This window comes from Arhodomonas sp. KWT2 (assembly GCF_041949875.1).
GTDB lineage: Bacteria > Pseudomonadota > Gammaproteobacteria > Nitrococcales > Nitrococcaceae > Arhodomonas > Arhodomonas aquaeolei.
Map to the genome: position 1 here is coordinate 70,636 of NZ_JBHFPQ010000032.1, position 11,223 is coordinate 81,858.

Genomic DNA, 11,223 nt, shown 5'->3' on the forward strand with positions numbered 1-11,223 from the left:
AGTGACGACAAGCCGATGTCCGCTGCCGAGCCGATCATCGAGCACAGCCACGACGTGGTGGTCGTCGGCGCCGGAGGCGCCGGCCTACGGGCCACCCTGGGCATGGCCGCCCAGGGGCTCGACACCGCCTGCGTGACCAAGGTCTTCCCGACCCGCAGCCACACCGTGGCCGCCCAGGGCGGCATCGCCGCGGCGCTGGGCAACATGGACGAGGACGACTGGCGCTGGCACGCCTACGACACCATCAAGGGCTCCGACTGGCTGGGCGACCAGGACGCCATCGCCGCCATGTGCGAGGCCGCCCCGGCGGCGATCACCGAGCTCGAGCACTTCGGCGTGCCGTTCTCGCGCACCGGTGACGGCCGCGTCTACCAGCGGCCCCTGGGCGGGCACAGCACGCGTTTCGGCGAGGGCCGCGCCAACCGCGCCTGCGCCGCCGCGGACCGCACCGGCCACGCCATCCTGCACACCCTCTATCAGCAGTCGCTCAAGCATCAGGCGGAGTTCTACATCGAGTTCTTCGCCATCGACCTGATCATGGACGCCGACGGCGCCTGTCGCGGGGTCGTCGCCCTGGAGCTAGCCACCGGACGCATCCACCGCTTCCGCGCGCGTATCACCGTGCTCGCCACCGGGGGGTACGGGCGCGCGTACTTCTCGTGCACCTCCGCGCACACCTGCACCGGCGACGGCGCCGGCATGGCCCTGCGCGCCGGCCTGCCGCTGCAGGACATGGAGTTCGTGCAGTTCCACCCCACCGGCATCTACGGCTCCGGGTGCCTGATCACCGAGGGCGTGCGCGGCGAGGGCGGCTACCTCACGAACTCCGACGGCGAGCGCTTCATGGAGCGCTACGCCCCCAACGCCAGGGACCTCGCCTCCCGCGACGTGGTCAGCCGCGCGATGACCGTGGAGATGCGCGAGGGCCGGGGCGTCGGCGAGCGCGGTGATCACATCCACCTCCACCTCGCCCACCTGGGCCCGGCGGTCATCAACGAGCGCCTGCCGGGTATCGTGGAGACGGCGCGCATCTTCGCCGGGATCGACGTCACCCGCGAACCCATCCCGGTGCTGCCCACCGTCCACTACAACATGGGCGGCATCCCCACCAACCGTCACGGCGAGGTCGTCGCGCCCCGCGGCGGCGACCCGGAGGCCGTGGTGCCCGGGCTCATGGCCATCGGCGAGGCCGCCTGCGTGTCCGTGCACGGTGCCAATCGCCTGGGCTCGAACTCGTTGCTCGACCTCATCGTCTTCGGCCGGGCCGCCGCGCTGCGCGCCGCCGAGGTGCTGCGCGGCGAGGGGCCGGACCGCGGGGCCCTGCCGGCGTCGGCATCGGCGCCGGCGATCGAGCGCCTGGAGCGGCTGCGTACCGCTGCCGGCGAGACCCCTACCGCCCGCCTGCGCGACGGCCTGCAGCGGGACATGCAGGACTACGCGGCGGTGTTCCGCACCGGCGGGACCCTGGAGGAGGGCTGCCGCCGGATCGACGCCCTGGTGGCGGGCTTTGCCGACGTCTCGGTCACCGACCGCGGGCGCATCTGGAACACGGACCTGATCGAGACCCTGGAGCTGGAGAATCTGCTCGGCTGCGCCGCGGCCACCGTGCACGCCGCCCACCACCGCACCGAGAGCCGCGGCGCCCACGCCCGCGAGGACTTCCCTGATCGGAATGACACCGAGTGGATGCGTCACAGCCTCGCCTGGCTGGACGCGAACGGCGCCGTGCGCCTGGGCGAGCGCCCCGTGCGGCTGCAGACCGGCACGCCGGAGTTCGCCAGCGTCGAGCCGGTGGCCCGGGTGTACTGAGGAGCAAGGCAATGGACACGCAGGCGAAACGCGAGGCGCGGGTGAACGAGACCCTGGCACGGGTGCGGGCGCTGCTGCCCGGCGAGGTACGCGAGCGCGAGCCGCTTGGCCGGGCCCTGGACGCCCTCATCGAGCTGGCCCGCGAGCGTGTCCTCTGGGGCGAGGCGGATTTCCCTGCGCCGTCCGCCGACGAGCGCCAGGCGCGCTACCTGCTTAGCGAGGACCCGGACCGCCGCTACGCCCTCTATCTCAACGTCATGTACCCGGGCAAGCGCATCCCGCCCCACGACCACACCACCTGGGCGTGCGTGGCCGCCGTGGAGGGCGTGGAGCACAACACCCTCTACCGCCGTCTCGACGACGGTTCGGTCGAGGGCCGTGCCCGGCTGGCCGTGTGCGAGGAGGTCGAGGTCGCCCCGGGCAAGGGCGTGGCGCTGCTCGCCGACGACATCCACTCGGTCCGGATCCCGCCGGGCGGGGTCATCCGTCACCTCCATCTCTACGGCCGTGCGCTGGAGACGCTCACCGGGCGGACGCGCTTCGATCCGGAGGCCGGTACCTGCGCGCCCATGGACATCGGCGTGCAGACCCGGCGGTGATGCGCATGGACACCCTCAGTCCCCGCGAGCTCAAGGTCCGGCTCGACGCCCGCGAGACGCTGGCGTTGCTGGACGTCCGCGAGCCCGGCGAGTTCGGCCTGCGCCACCCCTTCTGGGCGGTGCCGCTGCCCTACAGCCGCTTCGAGCTCGACCTGCCCCGGCTCGTCCCCGACTCCGGTGTGCCGCTGGTGATCGCCGACGAGGGCGGCACCACGGCCCGGCTTGCGGTGCGCCGGGCGCGGGCGCTCGGCTATCGGCGGGTGTTCGGGCTGGAGGGGGGGCTGCGCGCCTGGCGCCGCGCCGGCTACGGCGAGTTCGCCGGCGTCCACGTTCCGAGCAAGGCCTTCGGCGAGCTGGTGGAGATGCGCCGGCACACGCCAATGATCGACGCCGCGGAGCTTGCGGCCCGTATCGGCGACGGCGAACGCTTCCACCTCTTCGACGCGCGGCCGCCAGCGGAATACCGGCGCATGAGCATCCCCGGGGCGCGCTGCTGTCCCAACGTCGAGCTGCCCGTGCGCCTGGAATCGCTGGTCACGGACCCCGATACCCCCATCGTGATCAACTGCGCCGGGCGTACCCGCGGCATCATCGGCGCGCAGACGCTGATCGAGCTCGGCGTGCCCAACCCGGTCTATGCCCTGCGCAACGGCACCATGGGCTGGGAGCTCGCCGGCCGGACCCGCGCCCACGGGGCGGAGGACATCGTCGCCACGGACGCGCCCGCCACGCCGTCGCCGGGGCTGCGCGCACGCATCCGCGCGCTCGCCGCCGATGCTGGTGTGAGCGCGGTCACCGCCGGCGACGTCACCGCCTGGCGGGCCGCCGGGGAGCCGGTCTACTGCCTGGACGTGCGCCAGCCCGGCGACCCCGCGGCCGCCCCGTTGCCCGGCACGGTACGCGCCCCTGGCGTGGAGCTCATCCAGGCCACCGAGGCCTGGATCGCCGTGCCTACCGCCCGGGTCGTGCTGGCGGACGACGATGGCGTGCGCGCGCCGTTGTGCGCCTACTGGCTGCGCCTGATGGGGCTGGACGCGCGGGTGCTGCCGGTGGCGGAGACGGCGTTGCTGCCGGACGCACCGGTGCCGGCCCCGCTGCCGGCGCTCGCCCGCTGCGAGGCGGTGGCGGCGGTCGCCGAGGATGCGGGCGGCGATGGGCCGCCGGTCCTCGACCTGCGCGGCAGTGCCGCCCACCGCCACGGCCACCCGCCGGGGGCGCGCTGGCTGACCCGCTCCCGCCTCGGCGAGTTCATCCCCGTGCTGGCGCGGGAACGCAGCGGCGTGCGCCTGCTCGCCGACGACCCGGATCGTGCCGCCCTGGTGGCGGGCGACCTCGCCGATCACGGTATCGACGGCGTCGCGCTGATCGACGGCGGCCTGGACGCCTGGGCCGCCGCCGGCGGGCCGGTGGTGGAGACGCCGGACGATCCGCCGGACCGGGCCTGCATCGACCGGCTGTTCTTCGTACACGACCGCCACGACGGCAACCTCGATGCCGCGCGCCGCTACCTGGAGTGGGAGCAGGGCCTGGTGCCGCGCCTCGACGCCGCCGAGCGGCAGGCATTCGCACGGCTGGGCCCGGCGCCCGGCACGGGCGCTCATTCAGGGGAGGATCGATGAACGAGCCCGACACCATCCGCGAGATACGCGACGCCGTTGCCCGTCTGTGCGGGGACTTCCCGGGCAGCTACTGGCGCGAGCTCGACGCCACCCGGGGCTATCCCGACGCGTTCGTGCGGCGGCTCACCGAGGACGGTTTCCTCGGGGCGCTGATCCCGGAGGCATACGGCGGCGCCGGGCTCGGGCTCACGGCGGCGGGCGTGATCCTCGAGGAGATCGCGCGCTCCGGCGGTCATCCCGGGGCCTGTCATGCGCAGATGTACACCATGGGCACGCTGCTGCGCCACGGCTCGGAGGCGCAGAAGTCGGCGTACCTGCCGGGCGTCGCCTCCGGCGAGCTCCGCCTGCAGGCCTTCGGTGTGACCGAGCCCGGTGCCGGCACCGAGACCACCGCGATCCGGACGTTCGCCGAGCGCCGTGGCGATCGCTACGTGATCAACGGCCAGAAGGTGTGGATCAGCCGCGTCGAGCACTCCGACCTGATGCTGCTGCTCGCGCGCACCACGCCCCGGGACCAGGTCTCGCGCAAGACCGAGGGGCTGAGCGTCTTCCTCGTCGATCTGCGCGAGGCGGCGGGCAACGGCCTCACCGTCCAGCCCATCGAGACGATGATGAACCACCACACCACGGAGCTGTTCTTCGACGACCTCTCGGTGCCCGCCGACGCGCTGATCGGCGAGGAGGGGCGCGGTTTCCGCTACATCCTCGACGGCATGAACGCCGAGCGCATCCTGATCGCTTTCGAGTGCATCGGCGATGCGCGCTTCTTCATCGAGCACGCCAGCGCCTACGCCAGCGAGCGCGAGGTCTTCGGGGCGCCCATCGGGCGCAACCAGGGCGTGCAGTTCCCCATCGCCCGGGCGTACGCGGACATGCGGGCCGCCGAGCTCATGGTCCACGAGGCCGCCGGGCGGTTCGACGCGGGCGAGTCCTGCGGCGCCGAGGCCAACATGGCCAAGCTGCTCGCCGCGGACTGCTCCTGGCGGGCCGGCGACACCTGCCTGCAGACCCACGGCGGCTTCGGTTTCGCGCGCGAGTTCGACATCGAGCGCAAGCTCCGCGAGACCCGGCTCTACCAGGTCGCGCCCGTCTCCACCAATCTCATCCTCGCGTATCTCTCGGAACACGTTCTGGGGATGCCGCGGTCGTTCTGAAGGAGTCACCATGGATACGCAGGCCCAGGACAAGCCGCTCGCCGGCACGCTGGTCGTCTCGCTGGAGCAGGCGGTCGCCGCGCCGGTGTGCACCGCCCGGTTGGCCAATGCCGGCGCCCGGGTGATCAAGATAGAGCGCCCCGAGGGCGACTTCGCCCGGGGCTACGACGAATACGTCAAGGGCGAGGCCACCTACTTCGTATGGGCCAACCACGGCAAGGAGTCGGTCTGCCTGGACCTGCGCGACGACGCTGACCGCGCCGTCTTCGAGGGCCTGCTGGAGCGCGCCGACGTGTTCGTGCAGAACCTCTCGGTCGGCGCGATCGACCGCCTCGGCTACGGCTGGGAGGCGCTCAACGCCCGTTTCCCCCGGCTGATCGTCTGCGGCATCTCGGGCTACGGCGAGGACAACGCCTACGCCAGCATGCGCGCCTACGACATGCTCATCCAGGCGGAGAGCGGGCTCTCCAGCATCAGCGGGCGCGGGCGCATCGGCGTGTCCATCGCCGACATCGTCACCGGCATCAACGCCTACGGCGCCATCCTGGAGGCGCTGATCCGCCGTGAGCGCACCGGCGAGGGCGAGCGCCTGGGGGCGTCGCTGTTCTCCAGCATGGCCGACCTCATGGCCGTGCCGCTGCTCCAGACCCGCTACGCCGGGGAGGCGCCGGCGTACATGGGCATGCGCCACCCCTCCATCGTGCCCTACGGTGCGTTCCCCACCGCCGACGGCACGGAGGTGGTGATCTCGATCCAGAACGAGCGGGAATGGGAGCGGCTGTGCCGGGACGTGCTCGGGCGCCCGGATCTGTTCGAGGAGCCCGCCTTCGCCAGCATCGCCCGGCGTACCGCCGAGCGCGAGCGGGTCGAGGCGGCCGTCGCCGAGGCCACCGCCGCCCTGTCGGAGGCGGCGCTGATCGAGCGTCTCGACCGGGCGCGAATCGCCTACGGCAAGCTCAACGAGCCCGCCGACGTGCTGGACCACCCGGCCCTGCGCCAGGCCCACGTGGCCCTGGCCGGCGGTGCCGACGCCGAAATCCCCGCGCCGCCGGTGCAGGCGCGGTGGTACGGTGACCACCTCGGCCGCTGCCCGTCGCTGGGCGAGAACACCGAGGCGATACGCCGGGAGTTCGGCCATGAGTGAAACCGACCCGCGGGCGTGGATCGGGCGGACCCGCGAGGGTGACGATACCGTCGACGCCTGGCGCGTCGCCGCCTTCAATGCCGCCCTGGACCGGGAGGCGTCCCTGCCCGCGGACGGCACGCCGCTGCCGCCGTGCTGGCAGTGGCTGCTGTTCCCGCCGCTCTACCGCGCCTCCGCCTCCGGCGGCGATGGTCACGAGCGCCTCGGGGCCTTCCTGCCGGCGCTGCCGGCGGGCCACCGGCGGATGTGGGCGGGCAGCCGGATGACCATCGAGCGGCCGCTGCAGGTGGGCGAGCGGGTGCACTGCCGCTCCACGGTGGCGGAGGTCGTGCCCAAGGACGGCCGCAGCGGGCCGCTGGTGTTCGTCACCGTCAGCCACGAGATCGAGGGCGAGCGCGGCGGGCGCATCGACGAGGCCCAGGATATCGTCTACCGCGCGCCGGTGTCGGGCGGCGGGGCGGACACCGCCGGGAGCGACGACATGCCCGAGCCCGCGTGGCGGGCGACCTGGCGTCCGGACCCGGTGCTGCTCTTCCGCTACTCGGCGCTCACGTACAACAGCCACCGCATCCACTACGACCGGTCCTACTGCGCCGGCGTCGAGGGCTATCCGGGGCTGGTCGTCCACGGCCCGCTGATGGCGACGCTCATGCTCGACCTGGCCGTGCAGCAGCGCGGGACGCCGGTGCGCCGGTTCGAGTACCGCTCCCGCGCGCCGGTGTTCGACGACATGGCCTTCACCACCGCCGGCGTGCCCGAGGGCGACGGCACGCGCCTGTGGGTCACCCGTCCGGACGGGGCGCTGGCGCTGACCGGCCGGGTGGAATGACCGCGGAGACGGGGACAGGGCGGGCGTATCACGGCCTCACCGCCCCCGTCGCGAGCCGGGCTGTCAGACCGCCCGGCGGAAAGGGAGAGACGAGATGACGCAATGGCCCGGCTGGCGGTCGCTCCTGTTCGTGCCCGCCGACAACGAACGCCTGCTGGAGAAGGCGGGACGGCGTGGTGCCGACGCCTGCATCCTGGATCTGGAGGACGCCGTCGCCCCCGAGCGGCGGCCGGCGGCGCGGGCCGCGCTGCCCACGGCGATCGCACGGCTGGCGGCGGACGGCGTCGCGGTGCTGGTGCGTGTCAACGCCGGCACCCGGGAGCAGGTCCACGACCTGGAGGCCGCCGTCGGGGCGCCCCTCGCGGGTATCGTGCTGCCCAAGGTCGAGCACGCCCATGAGCTGGTGGTCACCGACGGCATCCTTACCGAGCTGGAGACGGAGCGGGGGCTCGAACCGGGCGGAGTGCCGGTGATCGGCATGATCGAGAGCGCGCGGGGGCTGCTGGCCGCGGGCGGGCTGGCCGCGGCCACGCCGCGTCTCGCGGCCCTGGCCCTGGGGCCTGAGGACCTGGCCCTGGACCTGGGCGGCACGCCCGGGGCGGCGCTGCTCACCGAGCCCGCCCGCCGCGTCGCCTGGGCGGCGCGGGCCGCGGGGATCGAGGCGATCGGCTTCCCCGGCTCCATCGCCAACTACACCGATACCGGGCGCCTGAGCGCCGAGCTGGAGACGGCACAGGGGCTCGGTTTCTCGGGGGCGCTGTGCATCCATCCCGCCCAGATCGGGCCCGTCCACGCGGCGTTCGCGGTCAGCGAGGCGGACCTGGACTGGGCGCGGCGCGTGGTCGATGCCGCCCCGGCGGACGGCGCGGTGTTCTCCGTGGACGGCCGGATGGTGGACCGCCCCGTACTCCTGCGCGCCCGGGCGTTGCTGGCCCGGGGCAGGCGCCAGCGGGGGCGATGACCGGCGTGCCCGCGCTCATGCCGGATGGGTGCCGTCCGGCAGGGTGACCACTGCCTCGACGCCGTCGGCACGGCCGGCGGCGGGGGAGTTCAGGGTCACCGAGGCCCCGGCGCCCTCGGCGATCGCCTCGACGATGGCGAGCCCGAGCCCGGTGCCGCCGGGCCGGGTCGTCCCCCGCCGGAAACGCGCCCGCAGTTGCCGGAGCGTGGCGGCGGGGATCACGGGCGAGTCGTTGATCACCCGCAGGCGCCGGGCGCCGTCCACCACCACCGCCACCGGGCTGTCCGTCGGGCTGTGATGCAGGGCGTTCTCGATGAGGTTGCGCAGCAGGATGGCGAAGCCGTCCGGGTCCAGCGCGCCGGCAAGTCGCACGCCGTCCGGTACCGTAAGTGTCACCCGATCGCCGCTGCCGGCGTGGCGGCTGAACTCGTCGACCACCAGGGCGAGCACGTCGTCGAGGGGCTGGAGCGTGTCGGCGGCGAAGACCCCGGCCTCGGCGCGGGCGAGCTGCATGAGCTTCTCGGAGACCCGGGCGAGGTGACGCAGGCCGGCCTCGATGTGCCGCGCGCGCTCGCGCACGGCCGGGTCGCCGGTGTCGGCGAGCAGCCGCTGGGTATGGCCCAGGGCCCCGGCGATGGGCGTGCGCAGCTCGTGGGCGCTGTTGGCGGTGAAGCTGCGTTCCGCCGCCAGTGCGTCACGCAGCCGTGCCATCAGGCGGTTGACGGCATCCGCCAGCGGACGGATCTCCGCGGGCAGGCCGCTCGCGGTCAGTGGGGCCAGATCGCCGGGGGCGCGGCGTTCGATCTCGCCGCGCAGCGAGAGCACCGGTGCTGTGGTCCGGCGCACCAGCCACCACACGCCGAGCAGGCTCAGCGGCACCAGGAACGGCAGCGGCAGGAGCAGGCTCAGCGTCGTCTCCATCGCCGCCTCGCGGCGGTGGGCGAGGGGCTCGGCGACCTGGATGAGCAGACCGGTGTCGGCGTCGCGCTCGGTGAACACCCGGTGCGACGCGGTGGTGACGAAACCGGGCCGCAACGGTGCGGGGAAGCCGGTGTCGCGGGCATTGCGGGAGCTCAGCACCACCCGGCCGGCGGCGTCGCGGACGCGGTAGGTGAGCAGCCCCTCGCCGGCGCCGACCGTCGTCGGTTCCCTGCCGGCCGGCCCCGCGGCCCCGAGCGCGAGCAGCCGGTGTGCGGCCTGTGCCAGGGACTCGTCATAGGCCTCGTTGAGCTCGTGACGAACCAGCACCCACGACAGTGCCGTGGCTACCAGCCACAGTGCGAGCACACCGGCGGTGAGCATCCCCGCCAGACGCCGGCGCAGGCTGAAGGCCCTGCCGTTCACGAGCGCACCATGCGGTAGCCGAGGCCTCGCTCCGTGGCGATCAGGCCTGCGCCGAGCTTCTTGCGCAGCCGGCTGATGTAGACCTCGATGGTGTTGCTTTCCACCTCGGCACCGAAGGCGTAGAGCCGGTCTTCGAGCTGGCCCCGCGAGAGCACGCGCCCGCGGTTGTGCGCCAGCGCCTCCAGCAGGGCCCACTCGCGCTGGGTCAGGCGTACCGGCTCGCCATCGCGGTGGACGGTCCGCGCGGCCTCATCGATCACGACCCCCGCCACCTCGATCCGCGGTCCGGCGTCGCCGGCGCTGCGCCGGCCCACGGCGAGCACGCGGGCGGAGAGTTCCGCGAGATCGAAGGGTTTCACCAGATAGTCGTCCGCGCCGGCCCGCAGGCCGCGGATTCGGTCCGATATCTGGTCCCGGGCGGTGAGGATGATCACCGCCAGCCGCTCGCCGCGCCCGCGCAGCTCGCCGAGCAGCGTGAGCCCGTCGCCGTCGGGCAGCATCAGGTCGAGCAGGCAGAGGTCGTAGGCCACCGCCGCCAGGGCGGGCCGGGCCCGGCAGAGGTGATCCACCCGGTCGACCGCGTGCCCGTCGGCGGCGAGCTGATCGACGACGGCGGTGCCCAGGCTCGCGTCGTCCTCCACCAGCAGTATGCGCATGGCCGCCCCCTTCGGTGTCCGGGCGCCGATTGTAACCCGGACACCGGCTTCACGATTCGTCACCGTCTTTCAGGATCCTGTCAGGTTGCGCCGGGATGATGGCCACCGTCATTCGGTGATTGAAGGAGCTTGAGTGATGAAGCGCGGACTTGTGCTTTCGATGGTGATGCTCGGTGTCGTGGCGGCCGGTGCGGCGCAGGCGGCGGACGGATGTGATGTGCCGAAGTCCGAGTGGCAGAGCCGGGATACCTTCCGGCAGGCGCTGATGGACAAGGGCTGGGAAGTGAAGAGCATCCGCACTGAGGATGGCTGCTACGAGGCGTACGCGTACGACGAGAACGGTGACCGGGTGGAGGCCTATTTCAACCCGAAGACGCTGGAGCCGGTGCGCGTAAAGGGAGAGGACTGAGGCGATGGGCGAGCGCACGATCCGTGTGTGGGACCCGGCAGTCCGGGTCTTCCACTGGGGGATGGTCACGGCGGTGACCGTGGCCTGGCTCACCGGTGACGAGTGGGGGGAAATCCACGAGTGGGCCGGCTATATCGTGGCCGGACTGATCGGCTTCCGGCTGCTCTGGGGGCTGGTCGGACCACGCTACGCCCGTTTCACCCAGTTCGTGCGCCCGCCCGCCACCGTGCTGCGCTATATCGTCGATATGGCATCCGGTCGTGAGCGTCGCCACCTCGGGCACAATCCGGCCGGGGCGGCGATGATCGTGGTGCTGCTGCTCGCGCTCGCGGGCACGGCGCTGACCGGCTGGATGTACACCCTGGACGCCTTCTGGGGGGTCGAGTGGGTCGAGGAGACTCACGCCTTCCTGGCGAATTCGCTGCTGGTGCTGATCGGTCTTCACGTCGCGGGCGTGGTCCTGGCCAGTGTTCGTCACGGTGAGAACCTGGCTCGCGCCATGGTTACCGGGCGCAAGCGCGAGCCGGCGGGAGAGGACGTCGGCTGAGCAGTCCACGGCCGCCGCGGACGGGGGGAAATCGTTATCATTAAGCACAGGTGTCTGATTCACTAAACATTTCACCTGTCTCCGCTGCTTGGCATAATGTCGGGCATGCGAATTGATTCACACACTTATCCTTCCCGGCTCGTCGCTCCCGG

Annotated in this window: 11 protein-coding genes; 9 read left to right on the top strand and 2 right to left on the bottom strand. The window is 72.8% G+C overall.

The annotated features are described in order from the left end of the window. Nucleotides 1-15: 15 nt before the first annotated feature. The 7 genes from sdhA to ACEZHJ_RS04375 all read left to right on the top strand — a co-directional run bounded on the left by sdhA (nt 16) and on the right by ACEZHJ_RS04375 (nt 8,115). Entirely contained in the window at nt 16-1,809 is a 1,794-nt protein-coding gene (gene sdhA, locus ACEZHJ_RS04345) for a succinate dehydrogenase flavoprotein subunit (RefSeq protein WP_163141853.1), read from the top strand. A gap of 11 nt (nt 1,810-1,820) precedes the next feature. Continuing rightward, nucleotides 1,821-2,408 carry a cysteine dioxygenase family protein gene (locus ACEZHJ_RS04350; protein WP_163141856.1) on the top strand — a complete coding sequence of 196 codons (588 nt, stop codon included), beginning with the start codon at nt 1,821-1,823 and terminating at the stop codon, nt 2,406-2,408. 5 nt (nt 2,409-2,413) lie between these two features. After that, the gene (locus ACEZHJ_RS04355; protein WP_375036268.1) at nt 2,414-4,027 is read left to right on the top strand and encodes a rhodanese-like domain-containing protein; all 1,614 of its coding nucleotides are present in this window, start codon (nt 2,414-2,416) and stop codon (nt 4,025-4,027) included. Beyond that, nucleotides 4,024-5,181, top strand: coding sequence for an acyl-CoA dehydrogenase family protein (locus tag ACEZHJ_RS04360; RefSeq protein WP_259202070.1), 1,158 nt, complete (start codon nt 4,024-4,026; stop codon nt 5,179-5,181). Before ACEZHJ_RS04355 ends, ACEZHJ_RS04360 begins: the two co-directional genes overlap by 4 nt. A gap of 10 nt (nt 5,182-5,191) precedes the next feature. Next, the gene (locus ACEZHJ_RS04365) at nt 5,192-6,325 is read left to right on the top strand and encodes a CaiB/BaiF CoA-transferase family protein (RefSeq protein ID WP_259202069.1); all 1,134 of its coding nucleotides are present in this window, start codon (nt 5,192-5,194) and stop codon (nt 6,323-6,325) included. Then, nucleotides 6,318-7,154, top strand: coding sequence for a MaoC family dehydratase N-terminal domain-containing protein (locus ACEZHJ_RS04370; protein ID WP_375036269.1), 837 nt, complete (start codon nt 6,318-6,320; stop codon nt 7,152-7,154). Before ACEZHJ_RS04365 ends, ACEZHJ_RS04370 begins: the two co-directional genes overlap by 8 nt. Before the next feature lie 94 nt (nt 7,155-7,248). Further along, nucleotides 7,249-8,115 (top strand): CoA ester lyase, encoded by an 867-nt coding sequence (locus ACEZHJ_RS04375; RefSeq protein WP_163141873.1) that lies wholly within the window; start codon nt 7,249-7,251, stop codon nt 8,113-8,115. A gap of 15 nt (nt 8,116-8,130) precedes the next feature. Here ACEZHJ_RS04375 and ACEZHJ_RS04380 read toward each other — a convergent pair whose 3' ends face one another. Beyond that, nucleotides 8,131-9,459 carry an ATP-binding protein gene (locus tag ACEZHJ_RS04380; protein WP_205599873.1) on the bottom strand — a complete coding sequence of 443 codons (1,329 nt, stop codon included), beginning with the start codon at nt 9,457-9,459 and terminating at the stop codon, nt 8,131-8,133. Next, nucleotides 9,456-10,115: a response regulator transcription factor gene (locus ACEZHJ_RS04385; protein ID WP_163141876.1), complete on the bottom strand. Its 660-nt coding sequence runs from the start codon at nt 10,113-10,115 to the stop codon at nt 9,456-9,458. The genes ACEZHJ_RS04380 and ACEZHJ_RS04385 overlap by 4 nt, the downstream gene beginning before the upstream one ends. A gap of 136 nt (nt 10,116-10,251) precedes the next feature. Between ACEZHJ_RS04385 and ACEZHJ_RS04390 the strand changes: the two genes are divergently transcribed. Further along, the gene (locus ACEZHJ_RS04390) at nt 10,252-10,524 is read left to right on the top strand and encodes a PepSY domain-containing protein (RefSeq protein ID WP_163141879.1); all 273 of its coding nucleotides are present in this window, start codon (nt 10,252-10,254) and stop codon (nt 10,522-10,524) included. A 4-nt stretch (nt 10,525-10,528) separates the two neighbouring features. Continuing rightward, nucleotides 10,529-11,071, top strand: coding sequence for a cytochrome b/b6 domain-containing protein (locus tag ACEZHJ_RS04395; RefSeq protein ID WP_018719134.1), 543 nt, complete (start codon nt 10,529-10,531; stop codon nt 11,069-11,071). Nucleotides 11,072-11,223: the final 152 nt, after the last annotated feature.